We start from the raw sequence: 17,486 nt of genomic DNA, 5'->3' as shown, positions 1-17,486 counted from the left end.
CTGAAAATTTGTCCGACCGCCGAGAAAAAGGCTCCGACGTCGCTGAAATTTTGTCCGACGCCCGAGAAAAAAGCTCCGCCGTCGGTGAAATTTTGTCCAACGCCGGAGCCCAGAGCCCTGGCGATGGTGAAAATTTGTCCGACCGCCGAGCTCGGAGCTCCGAGCGCCGAGTTATTTTCCCTGACCGTTGCAAAAGAAACGGCCGCGCGCGCCAGGTGGGCGGGGCGGCCGTGGAAGGTGCAACGAGGGGTTTGGCCCGGGGGTTGGGCTCCGCTGCACCCCGGCGCGGGGGAGAGACAGCGCCGGCGGGGAAGTCGTGCAAAGGAACGCAGGTCAGGCTTCGACCGGCTCCACTTCGGCGCTGCTGCGGCGGGCCCAGCGGTTGGACAGCTCCTTGCGCAGGCCATCGAGCCCCTGCTGGCGGCCGGACACCCGCAGCAGGCCATAGCCTTCCAGCGCCGCGTCCATCACATCGGCGCCCAGCGCCATCTCCGTGTCGCGGCCGCGCTCGGCCAGGCGCTGCAGCCGGTCCAGCAACGGCGCCAGCTGGTCCAGCGCAAGCAGGTCGGCCTGCGCCTCGGCCAGGTCCAGCCCCGGCGGCACCACCTGCGGGTTCTGCGCCAGCAGGCGCAAAGCCTGCCGGCAGAACACTTCCGACTTCTGGCCCATCTTCACCAGCCGCCGGCGCTCGGCCGGCGCCAGCGACACCAGCCCGGCGAAGGCCTGCTCCAGCGTGGTGATGGCCTGCGCGGCCTGCGACAGTTGCTCGTTGCTCAGTTCCAGGGACACGTTGTTCTGCGACACGACGGTTCTCCTTTTCCGGTGCGCCAGCCGGGGTTGGCTGGACGGACGCAGGGTCAACGGAAAGGGCCGCGGGCGTAGTCGGCCTTGGCCGCGCTGGCGTGTGGGAAGTGGCTGGGATTCGTGTAGGAATTTTCTGAGCCGGGGGTAGGAATGAGGCCATCCAGGCCTGCCTCCGGGTTAACCTGGCACCTAACCGAAGGCCGCACGAAGGGGAGCGGACGGATGGCTAAAGGCGAAGACTGGTCGCGAATCGAGGTGGAGGCCTGCGTGGCCGACTACCTGCGGATGCTGACTTTAGAACTCAATGGCCAGAGCTACAGCAAGACCGAACACGCCCGTGCGCTGCTGCAGACATTGGACGGCCGCAGTCGCCCCTCCCTGGAGTTCAAGCACTGCAACATCAGCGCGGTGATGCTGGCGCTGGGCTATCCCTACATCGACGGCTACAAACCTCGCGGCAACTACCAGGCGCTCCTGGCGGACGTGGTCGCAGCACAGTTGGACGGCAACGCACTCCTGCAGGAGGCGGCACAGGCGGCCGTCCTGCGCCCGGCCGCCGATGTCGCCGTGACCGACGGCGCCGCCGTCTGGGTGGCGCCACCCCGGCCTTCAAAAGTCCGGGAAGCGCCCGCCGACTATGCTTCCCGCTTCTCTGCGGCCCGTCGCGACTACCTAGCCCAAGAGGCACGCAATCGTTCGCTCGGCCGCGCCGGCGAGCTATTCGTGCTTAAGCTGGAAGCCCGGCGTCTACACGCCGCCGGCAGGAAAGCACTAAGCGAACGCATCGAACATGTGGCGGCCACCCAGGGCGACGGCCTGGGGTACGACGTGCGCTCGTTCGAGGAGGACGGCCGCGAACGCCTGATCGAAGTCAAAACCACAGCCTTCGGCGAGCTGACCCCGTTCTACGTCACCCGCAACGAACTGGCGCGGTCCGAGCGCGACGCCGCGCAGTACCAGCTTTACCGACTGTTCGACTTCCGCGATAAGCCGCGGGTGTTCAGTCTCCCGGGCGCCATCGCCGCGCACTGCCAGTTGGATGCGGTTTCTTACCTGGCCAGGTTAGCGGGCTGAATCGAAACGGAAGGATCCGACCATGCTCTCCAACCTCATCTTCCTTTCAGCGTTCCTGATCACATCGGCCTTGATCATCGCCTGCGCCGCGCTCGCCAAACTGATCCGCAAGCGCAGCAGCAGGCGATCCCCGCTGCAGGGGAAGAAGATTGCGAACCTTCCCGGCCAGCAACTCATGGCGCGGATCAGCGATCACGGCGACGACATGATCGCGGCCTTCATGGTCATGTACCTGTCGCTGCCGATGATGCTCTTTGCCTGGGCGATAGGGCGCGTCGACTGGACCAGATTCAAGTTTGGCGTTGTCGAGGCCATGTTTCTAGCTGCGGGATTGGCGATATTCGCCTTTGGCCTCTGGTCCTACGTGCGTAACCTCAGGGCTTACCTGCGCGCCAAGGAAGGCCAACTCGCCGAGCAGGTCACCGGCCAGTTGCTCAACCGCCTAGTCGGACCCCGCTGCGTCGTCGCCCACGATGTACCTTGCGAAGGCTTCAACATCGACCACGTGGTGATCGCACCGCGCTGCGTGTACGCCGTGGAGACCAAGTCGTTCCGCAAGCCGCGCAACTCCGACGACGACAGCCATTACAAGGTTGCCTTCGACGGAGCCGCGCTGAGGTTCCCCGACTTCGTGGACACCAAGGCCGTCGAACAGGCCCGCCGCCAAGCCCAGTGGTTAGCTCGATATCTCAAGGAAAGCCTCGGGCAGGAAGTACCCGTCGTCCCGGCCGTCGCTCTTCCCGGCTGGTGGATCGAACGCACCGACGCCGCACGCCGCAGCGACGTGCGCGTCTTCACACCAATGGGGCGTGGTGCCGAGTTCCTACTCGACGGCGAGGAAAACCTTGTGCCTGCTATGCGATCGCTTGTCGCCCAGGCCGTCTCTCAGAAGTATCCGAGCGTCGACTAGGGAAGGTCTGATCAAAGCGCGCTGATGCTTAGATTTCAGCGCCAAGGCGCCTGATCGACCTCGATGTGATCACTTTCTCGCCATTTCTGGCGCTTTTCTACGGGTTTCCCCGTCCAACGGACGGATTTAGCCCGTCGGCAGCAACAGACGTCGCCGCGCTATCCACAGGTTCGACAGCGCGAACAGCGTCAGCACCTGCGCCGTGTTCTTCGCCAAGCCGCGGTAGCGCACCTTGGTGTAACCGAACTGCCGCTTCACCACCCGGAACGGGTGCTCAACCTTTGCCCTTAAACTGGCCTTGAAGTGCTCCCAGCGCTCGGCGTACTTGCGCTCGCGCTTGTTCTTCAGCGCTCGCAATTTCGAGGGCTTCTCCGCGATCCAAAACGCAGCCTCCACGCCTTGCAGCTCCTCGCGCTTGTCCGCGCCGGTGTAGCCGCTGTCGCCGCAGATCGTATCTTCCTTGCCGTGCAGCAGCTTGTGCACCTGCGTCACGTCATTCACGTTCGCCGCCGTGCACTCCACGTGGTGCACCAGGCCCGACTCCTCGTCCACGCCAATGTGCGCCTTCATCCCGAAGTGCCACTGGTTACCCTTCTTCGTCTGGTGCATCTCCGGATCGCGTTCGCCGCCCCTGTTTTTGGTCGAACTCGGCGCCGCGATGATCGTGGCGTCCACGATCGTGCCGGCCTTCAAGCTCTGGCCCTTGCGCGCCAGGTGAGCGTTCACGCGCTCCAGGAGCTGCGGCGCCAGATCATGCGTCTCCAGCAGCCGGCGGAAGTTGAGGATCGTGGTCTCGTCCGGGATGTTGTCCAGCCCGCCCAGGCGGGCAAAGCGGCGCATCACCGGCATCTCGTACAGCGTCTCTTCCATGCCAGGGTCGCTCAGCGAGTACCACTGCTGCAGGAAGTGGATGCGCAGCATCGTCGCCAAGGGATACGGCTGCCGGCCGCGCTGGCCCATCTTCGGGTAGTGCGGTGCGATCAGCGCCAGCAATGCGTTCCACGGCACCACCTGCTCCATCTCCGCCAGGAAGACCTCGCGCCGCGTCTTCTTGCGCTTGCCCGTGTGTTCCGCGTCCCCGAAGCTCAGCTGCATCGTCGTCATCCGTCGAACCTTGCGCTATTGTCGCCGAAGGGATTTGTTCAGAGCATCCCTAGGGGAATTACATCCCCAACCCGGAAAGTGAACCTGACTCCGTTACCTTCCTTCCAAGCAGATAATCAAAGATGCATCATCGAATCTTCCACTACACGAATGCTCGCTCTCTTGCGTTGATCCTGAAGTCGCGCAAATTTCGCTTCACTCGTCTGGATCAATTTGACGACGTGTACGAGGCGCAGTCAGTCGGAAAGTTCGACTTTGGCCAACTCCTCTTCGCGAGTAGTTGGACTACTAACGAGGAAGAGGACTTACCTCAGTGGTCCATGTACGGGGATGCCATGCGTGGTGTTCGCATATCTCTTCCGCAGCACCCATTCAAGTGGCACCGATACCAGCCCCTTCCCGGCGATATTGCAGTTGAGACAGAGATACCCATGCCTATGGATCAGGCCATAGGCGAAACATACAAGGTCCGGCCGTTCTATGAACGGTCGCATTTCTTCCAAGAAGTTGAGTACGTAGATGACGTAGAAGCCATTTGGCAAAGCCGCGTCATCTTGACCGGCGCAAACTCGTTCGTCGCAGAAGATCCATGCGCACTGGCACGCTTCAAGGGAAAAGCATGGTCATTTCAAAAGGAGCACAGGTTTGTTCTTATGGCGCAGGGACGCTCGTCGAAGCACTCAGAAGCGGCAGTGCCGCCCCCACCACCGTTTATGCATATCGATGTTCCAATTGTCGACGAGGCGCTATCGAACATACAAATAACCTTGGGCCCGCTGCGAGCACCTGCTGACCGCCTAATAGTCGAGGCATTGGCGCACAAATTTGCGCCTTCCGCCGAGATCAAAGAAAGCAAGCTACTCGACGCCATTCGCCCCCGTTGATCGTGCACATAACAGGCGCATTCCCACCATGGTTTCGGGAGCGAAATCTACCTCAAGCCACCTCTCTCACTGATCCATGTATTTACCACCTGGCTTCTGCTTGAGCACCTCATTAATGTACCTTCCACGCGACTGCCCGGGCGCCGTGAACTCGGCCCAAACATGAGGCGGACATGCGCGATAGGCCCAAGAAGTTCCGTCTTTGAATCGGACATAGATGGTCTCCTCGTCGGCGCTATACGCCTCCGCGGAAACCCAACTCGAATCTACTGGCTGCCATACCAACATCACTCTTCTCCGTAAGTGCCACGCCACGAGGAAATTGCTTGATCGACCTGAAACTCCTTCAGATCCTTCCTCCAACCTGCAAGGCTAGGATCTTCGGCTTTCGGGAATGGGCTCGGGACATCGAGAACCGTCCTCGTCGGAATTACCGCGGCCTCGCCACTGACGAGCGCTTCGCCCGTCCTCAGCGCTGGCAAAACCGCCGAAAGGCCAGAAACGTCGTCCGGCAACGCAGTCTTCACGGCGCCCTGATCTGCACTATTTGTCAATCGTAGAGCGATCAAGGTTCCACATTGAGCTAAAGCAGTTTCGGGCAACTCGGTTGGGCGCTGCGAGACTAACCACATCCCGACCCCATACTTTCGTCCCTCACGCGCGATCTTGTTCGCCGATTCTCGCGTCAGCATAGAGGCACCTTCACTCAGATACCGATGAGCCTCCTCAAGGACAAGAAGAACTGGAAGGTTTTTTCCAATCGCTTGATCGCCATCCGGAGCGCGCATAGCCACTTGTAAGATCAAGCTAAGAACAACGCCGATGGCTGCGTCAGCAGCCTCCGGGGGTACCCCAGAGAAATCGAGAACCGCTATTGGCTTGTCGCGACCGAGCCACTCGATAATTGCGTGCACCATCGGGTCCGGACCCGCAAAGGTTGCTTTCGGCTTTAGCAAGAACTGAAGCCTTGGATCTCTCAATCCGAGACGCAGCAGGTCCGGCATGGTCCCGTGAACTCCGTACATCGCCCCCTTGAAGGGAGCTGCGGCCCCAGCGCCATACGGACTAAACACTGTTGATCTCAAGGCCGAAGCATCACCGAGATTGACTACGGCGCGGGTAGTCGGATCCGCCTTAACCGTTAACGTTTCGCGGTTCTCGGAATCCAACTCGAACCATACCAAGTTGATGTCGAACGGCACAGGCGTGTCTGGGGTCACCGCGCTCGCATCCATCTTGAGCCAAGCGGATGCCGTAACGAACTGCTTTCGATACTTCCCGACTAGTTCGACAAACCTACCCAAGAAAGTTGCACCACCGGTGCCACCTGCGAATATTCGCAGTATCTCAACCGCTGGCAAAGCCCAGAAAGGCACATGCAATGCACCTTCGCCGTCGCCCAACACGCTTCAGACTCGAGCGCTGTCGCCTAGCGCCCGTGAATACTCTCCATGCGGATCGACAACAATGATATTGGACGACGACCACCCCCCAGAGACGAAGCCTTGCAACAAGGACGACACGCAACTGGTCTTTCCGGATCCTGTCGAGCCCACGATTGCCGCATGCCTTACAACCAGTCGTGCTGCGTCAAGGCTAACGGTCAACCCCTCCGCCGCAGCCAGCCGCCCGATTCTTAGCCGCCTCTCGTCTGCCGCCGGGAACAGAGGAAGCAGTTGATCAGTGGTAGCGAAGTGAACTGGATCGTCCAAGCCAGGATAGCAGGCCACCCCCCGGCGAAAAGCACCAGATGTCCTATCAATCTGGCCGACCAACTGTACCTGCAGCCACCGCTCACCCACTGTCGTCGCACTTGATGGCTTCAAACTGGTGACAAGTTCTGCAATTCCAACAAGACTCACAGAGCCGATTAGGTCGACTAGGCCTTGCGGTATGCGAACGATCGAACCAATCTGACCCACCGATACAACTTCGCCGCGAAATATAGGCGATATGCCGGCCATCTCGGGATCTAAAGCTACGGTCACGGTCGAACCAAGCACATGCTTAACCGTGCCCACACATGTTGGTTCACGGTTAATCATTGCTCCACTCCTCCGCCCAGCAGCTCAGTTAGGCTGGGATCCTGCGCAGAACTTCCCGCATGCACCCTCGCGAGGAAATCACCAAGCTGGGCGAAGTCAGCGATTACCAACTTGTCGGCTTTCCAGTAAGCACACTCAGCCTCTGTTTTAGCCCAAGGCGCCCTCACTCCACCAATGATGGCCTCACTTGAATGAATTACCTGAAGATTCGGCGTTATCGATGCGCGCTGAGCTAAGTCGTCTTGTATCGGATCGTAGGAGAAGACAATGATTTCGGATCGCTCCCGGCGTGCGGCAGCATCAAAAATAATCTCGTTTAGATGCTGATCGCCAAAAGCATAACCACTTATGACTGTAATGGTCTCAGGGACATTCAATGCACGCCTGAATCGATCTTGCAGAACCACGAAAGGATAGCGCCGCGATTGATCGTATTTAGCCTGCGAAGGGTAGATGGCCGCTACATCCTTATGCTCAGCGGCAGCCCCCAAACGACGAACGTTGACACCATCCCATGCCCAGTTAACAGAACCGTGCAACTTCCAGAGCCTCGTAAAGAGGCTAGGTATTTCTTCACGCACCTGCACTTGGCCAGGATCGACAAGCTCTATCCGAAATGGCGCTCGGAGCACTCCCGAGAATCCATCGAAGTAAAGAACGGACTCCGTATCGAAAGCGGTCTCGAGGAGAAGATCGTAATTGGTCGTAAATACCTCAACAGCTGACTCGTACTGCGCTCGCTTTACCCACGCTGCGAACCTTCGCACAGGCAGCAGGTCAGCGCCGCCAACATCAACTCCCTTCACTATTTGAAGGCAAACGCTTCTATCTAGTTTATCGGCATCGTCTTTAGTCAAGCCATCGAGAATCTGCCCAACTTTAAGCAATCCCGACATTGCACGAAGTCGACTCAGCGCGTTCTCGAGACCATGAGCTTCGATAAGTGGCGAGAACTTATTCCGCTCATCTATAGACAAGCCAGCAAGCACCTCCGCTTCCAACCCCTTGAGGTCAGGAAGATTGCATGCTCGAGAGACCCCCGCACCGAGCAGAAAACAAACATGCCTACTTCTAGTCGCTAGCTTTGCGGCTAGAGCGCTCAAGAATCGATTCGGATCGTGCTCCATACCCCCCCCCGCATAGATGCCCTATGGCAGCTCGATTGCTTTACATATTCCTTCGGTACTCCCCGCCCACGTCATACAGCGCATGGCTGATCTGACCGAGGCTGTGGGTCTTGACCGCTTCCACCAGCGCCGCGAAGACGTTCCCCCGCCTGCGCGCCGTGTCCTGAAGATACGCCAGGCCGTGGCCGTCGTGAACGGCCTCGGCCAGGCCGCTGCCTGACTCCTCGGCCCCGGCGATATGGCCGGTGGCGGTCTCCCCTTCCGGGGCCAGGCGGTTGCGGTTGGCCTGCCAGCCGGCGACGTTCGCGATCTGCTGGGCCTTCTCGCCCTCGGTGGAGCGGATCAGCTCGATCTCGGTGGCGACTTCGCCGGCGTGTCCCTTGGGCAGGAAGGTGTTGACGCCCACCAGGGGCAGCGAGCCGTCGTGCTTCCTGTGTTCGTAATAGAGGGACTCTTCCTGGATCTTGCCGCGCTGGTACATGGTGTCCATGGCGCCGAGCACGCCGCCGCGTTCGCTGATGGCCTCGAACTCCTTGTAGACGGCTTCTTCGACCAGGTCGGTCAGGTACTCCACGGCGAAGCTGCCCTGCCAGGGGTTCTCGCAGAAGTTCAGCCCCAGCTCCTTGTTGATGATCATCTGGATGGCCACCGCGCGGCGCACGCTCTCTTCGGTGGGCGTGGTGATGGCTTCGTCGTAGGCGTTGGTGTGCAGGCTGTTGCAGTTGTCGAACAGCGCGTACAGGGCCTGCAGCGTGGTGCGGATGTCGTTGAACTGGATCTCCTGCGCGTGCAGTGAGCGGCCGCTGGTCTGGATGTGGTACTTCATCATCTGGCTGCGCTCGTTGCCCTGGTAGCGCTCGCGCATGGCGCGGGCCCAGATGCGGCGGGCGACGCGGCCGATGACGGTGTACTCCGGGTCCATGCCGTTGCTGAAGAAGAAGCTCAGGTTGGGCGCGAAGTCGTCGATGTGCATGCCGCGGGCCAGGTAGTACTCGACGATGGTGAAGCCGTTGGACAGGGTGAAGGCGAGCTGGCTGATCGGGTTCGCCCCGGCCTCGGCGATGTGGTAGCCGGAGATGGACACCGAGTAGAAATTGCGGACCTGGTGGTCGACGAAGTACTGCTGGATGTCGCCCATCATCCGCAGGGCGAACTCGGTGCTGAAGATGCAGGTGTTCTGGGCTTGGTCTTCCTTGAGGATGTCGGCCTGCACGGTGCCGCGCACGGTCTTGAGCGTCTCGGCCTTGATCGCCGCATAGGTGTCGGCATCGAGCAGCTGCTCGCCGGTGACGCCGAGCAGGCCCAGGCCCAGGCCGTCGTTACCGGGCGGCAGGTCGCCGTGGTAGCGCGGCCGGCTTCTATTGGACCCGTCGCGGCCTTCGAAGAACGCGTCGATCTTCCTCTGCGCATCGGCCCAGCGCTGCGGGTCGGCCTTGAGGTACTTCTCCACCTGCTGGTCGATGGCGGTGTTCATGAACATCGCCAGGATGATCGGCGCCGGGCCGTTGATGGTCATCGACACGCTGGTGGTCGGCGCGCACAGGTCGAAGCCGGAGTACAGCTTCTTCATGTCGTCCAGCGTGGGGATGTTGACCCCGGAGTTGCCGATCTTGCCGTAGATGTCCGGGCGCTTTGCCGGGTCTTCGCCGTACAGGGTGACCGAGTCGAACGCGGTGGACAGGCGCGCGGCCGGCTGGCCGGCGGACAGGTAGTGGAAGCGGCGGTTGGTGCGCTCGGGCGTGCCCTCGCCGGCGAACATGCGGATCGGGTCTTCGCCGGTGCGGCGGTACGGGTAGACGCCGCCGGTGTAGGGGTAGCTGCCCGGCAGGTTCTCCTTGCCGAGGAAGGTCAGCAGCTCGCCCCAGGACTTGTAGGTGGGGGCGGCGATCTTGGGGACCTTCTGGTGGCTGAGCGACTCGCGGTAGTTCTCGACGCGGATGGCCTTGTTGCGGACCTGGTATTCGGTGAACTCGTCGGTGATGGACTTCAGGCGCTGCGGCCACTCGCGCAGGTTGCGCAGGGATTCGCTGGACAGCGACTGCACGGCGTCGTTGTAGCGCTGGCGCAGGGTGAGCAACGAGCGGTCCGGCGCGTCCTGTTCTGTAGGAGCCCATCTCATGGGCGACCCGACGGCCTCGCCCTGCCCCGCGTTCGCCAGCGTAGCCGGCACATCCGACGCCTTCGCCGTTCCATTGCCCGTGTCGCCCATGAGATGGGCTCCTACAGGGGATCCCCCATGGTCGGGGCCGGCATCGGCGGCCAAGGCGCCGCCGCGTAGAGCGGGGCTTGCCCCGCTGCCCTGGTTCGCTGGCAGCAAGGCATCGGCCGGATACAGGCCCAGCGGTTCGGGCAGGCGCTCGTCGCCCAGGTCGCGCAGCGACTCCCAATACGACTGCGCGCGGCTGGCGGTCTCCGCTTCCATCTCGATGCGGCGGTTGATCGCCCGGCCTTGCTCGGCGATCTCGGCCAGGTAGCGCACGCGCGCGCCGGGGATCAGCACGGTGGCGCGCGGCTCCTTGAGCGTGGTGTCGATCTGCGGCTGGAAGTCGCAGCGCCCCGCCGTCGTAGGAGCCCATCTCATGGGCGACCCGACGGACGCATCCTGGCCCGCGTTCTGCGGCGTGGCATGGGTATCCGACGGCTTCGTCGCTCCATTGCCCGTGTCGCCCATGAGATGGGCTCCTACAGGGGGGGCGTCGCGGTTGGACAGGCCGAGCTTCTGCCGCAGCAGCCGGCACAGGTTGGCGAACATCCAGCTGATGCCGGGGTCGTTGAACTGGCTGGCGATGGTCGGGTAGACCGGGATGTCCTCGTCCTTGACGTTGAAGGCCACGCGGTTGCGCTTCCACTGCTTGCGCACGTCGCGCAACGCGTCTTCGGCGCCGCGGCGGTCGTACTTGTTGAGCACGATCAGCTCGGCGTAGTCGAGCATGTCGATCTTCTCGAGCTGGCTGGCCGCGCCGTAGTCGGAGGTCATCACGTACATCGGGAAGTCGACCAGGTCGACGATCTCCGAGTCCGACTGGCCGATGCCGGCGGTCTCCACGATCACCAGGTCGAAGTCCAGCGACTTGAGGTAGGCCACGCAGTCCTTGAGCACCGCGTTGGTGGCCACGTTCTGCCGGCGGGTGGCCATCGAGCGCATGTAGACGCGATGGGACCTCAAGGAGTTCATGCGGATGCGGTCGCCCAGCAGCGCGCCACCGCTGCGGCGGCGGGTCGGGTCGACCGAGACCACGGCAATCCGCATGGCCGGGAAGCTGGAGAGGAAGCGGTTGAGCAGTTCGTCGGTGACCGAGGACTTGCCGGCGCCGCCGGTGCCGGTGATGCCGATGACCGGGGTGCGGCCGGCGGCGAGCTGCCAGTGCTTGCGCAGCTTGGCCAGGTCGGCGTCGGTGTGTTCGCCGTCCTCGATCGCGCTGAGCGCGCGGCCGATGGTGATTTCATCCACGGTAGGAGCCCATCTCATGGGCGACCCGACACCGCCGGATTCCCCGGCGTTCGCCAGCGCGGACGACTCCCCCGACGCCTTCGCGGTTTCATTGCCCGTGCCGCCCATGAGATGGGCTCCTACAGTCAGCGCCACGCGCGCGGCGCGTGATTCGCGCGCGGCGCTGGCGCGGGCGACGACGTCCTCGATCATCTCCACCAGCCCCATCTTCATGCCGTCGTTGGGGTGGTAGATGCGTTCGACGCCGTAGGCTTCGAGCTCGCGGATCTCCTCCGGCGTGATCGTGCCGCCGCCGCCGCCGAACACGCGGATGTGGCTGGCACCGTGCTCCTTGAGCATGTCGACCATGTACTTGAAGTACTCGACGTGGCCGCCCTGGTAGCTGGACAGCGCGATCGCGTCGGCGTCTTCCTGCAGCGCGGCGCGCACGACGTCCTCGACGCTGCGGTTGTGGCCCAGGTGGATGACCTCGGCGCCCTGGGCCTGGATCAGCCGGCGCATGATGTTGATCGCCGCGTCGTGGCCGTCGAACAGGCTGGCGGCGGTGACGAAGCGCAACGGGGTGGCGTCGGGATGCGGCTGAGGGATCTGGCTGGCGGGCGTGCTCATGCGTGCGCTGCTGGAATCAAGGACTTGGGCCCGATTCTAGTGCTTGCACGCGAAACGTATGGGTGCGCTGCAGCGTGACTTTGGTCGAAGCGCCGGCGCGTGACCGGCGGCGCCTCGTAGAGCCGGGCTTGCCCGGCTGGTGCCGTCTCGTAGAGCCGGGCTTGCCCGGCTGGTGCGCGGCGGGCGGTTCAGCCGGGCAAGCCCGGCTCTACGGGGGCACGCATCGGGGGCACGCACCGGCGACAGGCATCGACGGCGGGGATGGGCGGGTGTCGCGGTGCCGACGGCGCCGGGTCGCCGATGAATCGGCTCCTACAGGGGAGCGTAGCTTGGCTCCATTGGGTCGCCGGCCAATCGGAGCCCATAAGAGCGACGGCCACGCCGCCGGCAAGCCCGCCCCGCCCGGCCATCGGGCGCCCTGGGGAGACCGCCCATCGAGGGGGCGGGCTTGCCGGCGGCGCGGCGACAGGCGGCGCTGCAGACCCGGGCGCCTGGCGCTCGTGGATCCGCCCGCTGTCTGGTCCCCCACGCTCGCTCGTCCATCAATGCCGCTCCGCGCTGATCTCCTTCCCTTACCCACGCACGCGGCGACGCCGGATCGCTCCGGCGGGGTGCCCATGTGCTCGCGCCGGCATCTTCACCCCGCCTGCGCATGCGGCCGCCACCGCCCTATCCGCCCTGCCCGGCACCCTCACTCGAACCCGAACGGCAGGTTCGGCGAGGACACCACGCGCTCGCCCACCGCCTCGCCACGCAGGAAGCGCAGCGCCGCGTCGATCACCGTGGCATCGCCAGCGATGCGGTGGTGGCCCAGGCCGGTGGTGCTGAGCAGGCGCGCGCCGGGCCACAGGCGGGCGTAGCGTTCGCCCTCCTCCCACGGCACGTCGTCGTCTTCCAGGTCGTGCACGACCAGCGCCGGCGCGGCCATGCGCGGGGCGTGGTGCTGCGCGGCGAAGCTGTCGACCGGCAGGCCGATCTGGCGCTCGAAGCCCTCGAACATCCGCGCCACCAGCGGCGGCGCCAGGCCGATCATGCGGCCGAAGCGGCCACCGGCCGCGCGCAGGTCGGCCGCCGGGGCGACCAGCACCACGTGGCCGGCGCGCAGCCCGGCGCTGAGCGCCAGCAGCGCCGCCGCGCCGCCCATCGAATGGGCGACCAGCGCCGCCGGTGCGCCGTGCGGGCGCGCGACCGCGGCCAGCGCCGCCGCGAACGACGGCAGGATCGCCCGCCCGCCTTCGTTGCGGCCGTGGGCGGGATGGTCGAACGCGACCACCGCATAGCCGGCCTCGCGCAGCGGCGCGATCCACGGCCGGCAGCGCAGGCCGAAGCTGGACCAGCCGTGCGAGAACAGCACGTAGGGCTGCGTGGCCGGATCGCCCCAGGTGTAGGTGGCGACGGCGTGGCCTTCGCTCATCACCTCGCCCACGCGCGCGTCGCCGGCCTCGGCCGCCAGGGCGCGGCTGCGCGAGGACGCCATCGGCGTACCGAACAGGCGCGAGGCGCGGCGCACGGTGGCCTCGGGCACCACCCAGCTGCCGATGGCGAAGGCGGCGCGCAGCAGCCGCGGCGCGGCGGGCGTGCGAACGGTCGTGCTTTTTTGCGGCGGCGAGACGGGCGCGACGGCGGCCATGGCGAGGGCTCCTGCGGGACTTAGGGACGGGGGGAGGCGGCCGGCGCGGGCGCGTCGGCCTGGTAGCGCGCGAACAGGTCGGCAATGGCGCGCTCGGTCAGCGTGCGCGCGGACTGCGGGTGGTGCATGCGGGCGTGGTGGTAGCCCTGCATCAGTGCCTGGAACTGGAACGCGACCAGCGCCGGGTCGGTGCCCGCACGCAGGTGGCCTTCCTCGACCGCCAGGGCCACCGCGCGCTCGAGCGCGGCGCGCCAGGACTCGAGCATGCTGGCGACGTGGTCGCGCATCGGCCCGGGACGGCCGTCGTACTCCATCGCCGCGCCGAGGAACACGCAACCGTCCGGATGCTCGCTGATCCAGGCCAGCCAGGCGTTGCCGATCGCGCGCAGCCGCGGCATGCCGCGCGGCAGCCGCAGCGCCGGGGTCATCACCTCGGCGATGAACTGCCCGGCGGCCCAGTCCAGGGTCTGCCGGACCAGGTCCTCGCGCGAGCCGAAATGGGCGAACACCCCGCTCTTGGACATGCCGGCCGCGCTGGCCAGCTCGCCGATCGTCAGCCCTTCCAGGCCGACCTTGGCGGCCATGCCGCAGGCGCGTTCCAGCAGCATCCCGCGGGTGCTGGCGCCCTTGGCGGTACTGGCGGTAGCGGCGGCGGCCGGGGTCATGGCGGCTTGAATAGCACGACCGTTCGTATCATTCAAGCCCCCATGGCGAACAGCGTCACAAGGCTGGGGTTAGAATGCGCCCTGCGACGACCGCCCCTCCCCCTGGCCACGTCGCATTTTTGTTTTCTGGGGCCCGGTAATGCCGGGCGATGTCCAGCCACCCAAGCCACACGGCCACTGTCGCGACCTGCCCGCCGACGCACGCGACACGATGCGGAGCCTTCCGATGCTTTTCGAAACCCTCGCCACTTCCGGCCACGAGCAGGTCGTCTTCTGCAACAACCCGGAGGCCGGCCTGAAGGCGATCATCGGCGTGCACAACACCGTGCTCGGCCCGGCGGTCGGCGGCGTGCGCATGCGCCACTACGCCAACGAGGCCGACGCGGTGCGCGACGTGCTGCGCCTGAGCCGGACGATGACCTACAAGAACGCGCTGGCCGGGCTGAACATCGGCGGCGGCAAGGCGGTGATCCTGGGCGACCCGAAGACCGACAAGAGCGAGGTGCTGTTCCGCGCCTTCGGCCGCGCGGTCGAGGCGCTGGGCGGGCGCTACATCACCGCCGAGGACGTCGGCACCGACGTCAACGACATGGAGCAGATCTACCTGGAGACCGAGTTCGTCACCGGTGTGCACCAGGTGCATGGCGGCTCCGGCGACCCGGCCCCGTTCACCGCCTACGGCACCCTGCAGGGGCTGATGGCTTCGCTGCAGCGCAAGTTCGGCCACGAGGAAGTGGGCAAGACCAGCATCGCGATCCAAGGCCTGGGCCACATCGGCATGGAACTGGTGAAGCTGCTCAAGGAGCGCGGCGCCAAGCTGTTCGTCGCCGACCTGGACCCGCAGCTGGTGGAGCGCGCGGTGAGCGAGTACGGCGCCGAGGCGGTGTCGTGCAGCGACATCTACGACGTGGCGGCCGACGTGTTCGCGCCGTGCGCGATGGAAGGCAGCATCGATGCGCAGACCCTGGAACGGCTGAAGGTCAAGATCGTCTGCGGTTCGGCCAACAACCAGCTGGCCAGCCATGCGATCGGCGACGAGCTGTACCGGCGCGGGATCCTGTATGCGCCGGACTACGCGGTCAACGCCGGTGGCGTGATGAACGTGTCGCTGGAGATCGACGGCTACAACCGCGAGCGGGCGATGCGGCTGATCCGCAGCATCTACTACAACGTCTCGAAGATCTTCGACCTGTCCGAGAAGGAGAAGATCAGCCCGCAGTACGCCGCCGACCGCATCGCCGAGGCGCGCCTGGCCGCGATCGGCAAGCTCAAGCTGCCGATGGGCCGCACCCGCCCGCGGATGGGGCACCTGCGCGGGGAGCACTGAGGCTCGCCTGTCGCCTCGATGCGGGCGTCGCATTGTAGGAGCCGATTTATCGGCGACCCGGCGCCCTCGGCACAGGCGACGCCATCGCACGTCCGACGTCCCGGTCGCCCATGAGGATGGGCTCCTACAAGTGGGGAAACCGCGCCCGAACCGGGCCGCCCTGTAGGAGCCGATTCATCGGCGACCCGACGCCCTCGGCACAGGCGACGCCATCGCACGTCCGACGCCCCGGTCGCCCATGAGGATGGGCTCCTACGAACCAGGGAACCGCGTATGCAGGGTTTTGCGGGTCATGGAAGCCTGGACCGCCGCGTTGTCCTAGGCCACCGCTCGATCCCAACGCCCCCCTGATCCGGGTCCATCCCTTTTGTGCAGCCGCACGTGTGGCCGGGGCGGCGGCCACCTACAATGGGTGCACATGTAACCATCAGGGGATCCGATGCACGCGTTCCAGCTGGGAGAGGAGATCGACGCCCTGCGCGAGGCGGTGCGCCGGTTCGCCGAGGCCGAGATCGCGCCGCGGGCGGCGGCGATCGACGAGGAAAACGTGTTCCCGCAGGACCTGTGGCCCAAGCTGGGCGAGCTGGGCCTGCTGGGCATGACCGTGCCGGCCGAGTACGGCGGCAGCGAGATGGGCTACCTCGCCCACCTGGTGGCGATGGAGGAGATCTCGCGCGCGTCCGGGTCGGTCGGCCTGAGCTACGGCGCCCACTCCAACCTGTGCGTGTCCAACCTCTACCTCAACGGCAACGAGGCCCAGCGTCGGAAGTACCTGCCCAAGCTGTGCAGCGGCGAGTGGAAGGGCGCGCTGGCGATGAGCGAACCGGGCGCCGGCTCGGACGTGGTCGGCTCGATGCGCTGCAGCGCCCAGCTTGAGACAAGAGCGGGGCGCGACGGCGTCTGGATCGCCAACGGCAACAAGATGTGGATCACCAACGGTCCCGAGGCTGACGTGCTGGTCGTGTACATGCGCACCGCCGGCAAGGACGCGGGCAGCCGCTGCATGACCGCCTTCATCGTCGAGCGCGGGATGAAGGGCTTCTCCACCGCGCAGAAGCTGGACAAGCTCGGCATGCGTGGCTCCAACACCTGCGAGCTGGTGTTCGAGGACTGCGCGATCCCGCAGGAAAACGTGCTCGGTGAAGTGAACCAGGGCGTGCGGGTGCTGATGAGCGGCCTCAATACCGAGCGGCTGGTGCTGACCGGCGGCCCGATCGGCCTGATGCAGGCGGCGATGGACATCGCCCTGCCCTACGTGCGCGAGCGCAAGCAGTTCGACCAGGCGATCGGCACCTTCAGCCTGATGCAGGGCAAGCTCGCCGACATGTACACCGCGCTGCAGTCCTCGCGTGCGTTCGCCTACCAGGTGGCGCGCGACTTCGACGCCGGCCACGCCTCGCGCGCGGCCGCCGCCGGCTGCCTGCTGCACGCGTCCGAAGCGGCGGTGCAGGTGGCGCTGGAAGCGATCCAGGCGCTGGGCGGCAACGGCTACATCAACGAGTTCGCCACCGGCCGCATCCTGCGCGACGCCAAGCTCTACGCGATCGGCGCCGGCACCAACGAGATCCGGCGCATGCTGATCGGCCGCGAGCTGTTCGACGGCCGCGGCTGACCGCACCCGTAGAGCCGGGCTTGCCCGGCTGAGGGACGTCGCACGGCACAGCGGGGCAAGCCCCGCTCTACGCAACGGCACATCGCTGCGCACCCGTAGAGCCGGGCTTGCCCGGCTGGGGGGACGTCGCACGGCGCAGCGGGGCAAGCCCCGCTCTACGCAACGGCACACCACTGCGCACCCGTAGAGCCGGGCTTGCCCGGCTGGGGGGACGTCGTACGGCACAGCGGGGCAAGCCCCGCTC

14 protein-coding genes are annotated in these 17,486 nt (G+C 65.0%); 5 read left to right on the top strand and 9 right to left on the bottom strand.

The window, feature by feature from the left end; genetic code table 11:
* Positions 1-333: 333 nt before the first annotated feature.
* The gene (locus CSC66_RS00235) at positions 334-804 is read right to left on the bottom strand and encodes a hypothetical protein (protein WP_162375284.1); all 471 of its coding nucleotides are present in this window, start codon (positions 802-804) and stop codon (positions 334-336) included.
* A gap of 267 nt (positions 805-1,071) precedes the next feature.
* On the opposite strand from CSC66_RS00235, the gene CSC66_RS00230 reads away from it, so the two are divergent.
* Both CSC66_RS00230 and CSC66_RS00225 read left to right on the top strand, forming a co-directional pair.
* Positions 1,072-1,878 carry a protein NO VEIN domain-containing protein gene (locus CSC66_RS00230; RefSeq protein WP_238394180.1) on the top strand — a complete coding sequence of 269 codons (807 nt, stop codon included), beginning with the start codon at positions 1,072-1,074 and terminating at the stop codon, positions 1,876-1,878.
* A gap of 22 nt (positions 1,879-1,900) precedes the next feature.
* Positions 1,901-2,788, top strand: coding sequence for a nuclease-related domain-containing protein (locus tag CSC66_RS00225; protein WP_162375283.1), 888 nt, complete (start codon positions 1,901-1,903; stop codon positions 2,786-2,788).
* Between the two features lie 126 nt (positions 2,789-2,914).
* Here CSC66_RS00225 and CSC66_RS00220 read toward each other — a convergent pair whose 3' ends face one another.
* On the bottom strand, positions 2,915-3,883 hold the full coding sequence (locus CSC66_RS00220; protein WP_162375282.1) for an IS5 family transposase: 969 nt from the start codon (positions 3,881-3,883) through the stop codon (positions 2,915-2,917).
* Between the two features lie 131 nt (positions 3,884-4,014).
* Between CSC66_RS00220 and CSC66_RS00215 the strand changes: the two genes are divergently transcribed.
* Positions 4,015-4,776 (top strand): DUF2971 domain-containing protein, encoded by a 762-nt coding sequence (locus tag CSC66_RS00215; RefSeq protein ID WP_162375281.1) that lies wholly within the window; start codon positions 4,015-4,017, stop codon positions 4,774-4,776.
* A 66-nt stretch (positions 4,777-4,842) separates the two neighbouring features.
* On the opposite strand, the gene CSC66_RS17760 is transcribed toward CSC66_RS00215, so the two are convergent.
* From CSC66_RS17760 to CSC66_RS00185, 7 genes are all read right to left on the bottom strand, one after another.
* Positions 4,843-5,064, bottom strand: coding sequence for a KTSC domain-containing protein (locus CSC66_RS17760; RefSeq protein ID WP_162375280.1), 222 nt, complete (start codon positions 5,062-5,064; stop codon positions 4,843-4,845).
* Positions 5,064-6,182, bottom strand: coding sequence for a helicase HerA-like domain-containing protein (locus CSC66_RS17725; RefSeq protein WP_202935561.1), 1,119 nt, complete (start codon positions 6,180-6,182; stop codon positions 5,064-5,066). The genes CSC66_RS17760 and CSC66_RS17725 overlap by 1 nt, the downstream gene beginning before the upstream one ends.
* Positions 6,183-6,185: 3 nt before the next feature.
* Entirely contained in the window at positions 6,186-6,740 is a 555-nt protein-coding gene (locus CSC66_RS17755) for a helicase HerA domain-containing protein (protein ID WP_425501021.1), read from the bottom strand.
* A gap of 77 nt (positions 6,741-6,817) precedes the next feature.
* Positions 6,818-7,810, bottom strand: coding sequence for an SIR2 family protein (locus CSC66_RS00200; RefSeq protein ID WP_162375279.1), 993 nt, complete (start codon positions 7,808-7,810; stop codon positions 6,818-6,820).
* A gap of 178 nt (positions 7,811-7,988) precedes the next feature.
* Positions 7,989-12,008, bottom strand: a complete 4,020-nt coding sequence (locus tag CSC66_RS00195) for a methylmalonyl-CoA mutase family protein (protein WP_162375278.1) — start codon at positions 12,006-12,008, stop codon at positions 7,989-7,991.
* Between the two features lie 691 nt (positions 12,009-12,699).
* Positions 12,700-13,638 (bottom strand): alpha/beta hydrolase, encoded by a 939-nt coding sequence (locus CSC66_RS00190; RefSeq protein WP_162375277.1) that lies wholly within the window; start codon positions 13,636-13,638, stop codon positions 12,700-12,702.
* 20 nt (positions 13,639-13,658) lie between these two features.
* Complete coding sequence (locus tag CSC66_RS00185; protein WP_162375276.1) at positions 13,659-14,303, bottom strand: TetR/AcrR family transcriptional regulator; 645 nt, start codon at positions 14,301-14,303, stop codon at positions 13,659-13,661.
* A gap of 226 nt (positions 14,304-14,529) precedes the next feature.
* Between CSC66_RS00185 and CSC66_RS00180 the strand changes: the two genes are divergently transcribed.
* Together CSC66_RS00180 and CSC66_RS00175 are read left to right on the top strand one after the other, a co-directional pair.
* Positions 14,530-15,630, top strand: coding sequence for a Glu/Leu/Phe/Val family dehydrogenase (locus CSC66_RS00180; RefSeq protein ID WP_162375275.1), 1,101 nt, complete (start codon positions 14,530-14,532; stop codon positions 15,628-15,630).
* A 439-nt stretch (positions 15,631-16,069) separates the two neighbouring features.
* Entirely contained in the window at positions 16,070-17,242 is a 1,173-nt protein-coding gene (locus CSC66_RS00175) for an acyl-CoA dehydrogenase family protein (protein ID WP_162375274.1), read from the top strand.
* Positions 17,243-17,486: the final 244 nt, after the last annotated feature.

Origin of the sequence: Pseudoxanthomonas kaohsiungensis (assembly GCF_010211765.1) — a bacterium.
Classification (GTDB): Bacteria; Pseudomonadota; Gammaproteobacteria; order Xanthomonadales; family Xanthomonadaceae; genus Pseudoxanthomonas; species Pseudoxanthomonas kaohsiungensis.
This window is presented reverse-complemented; position numbering and strand designations above follow the sequence as displayed.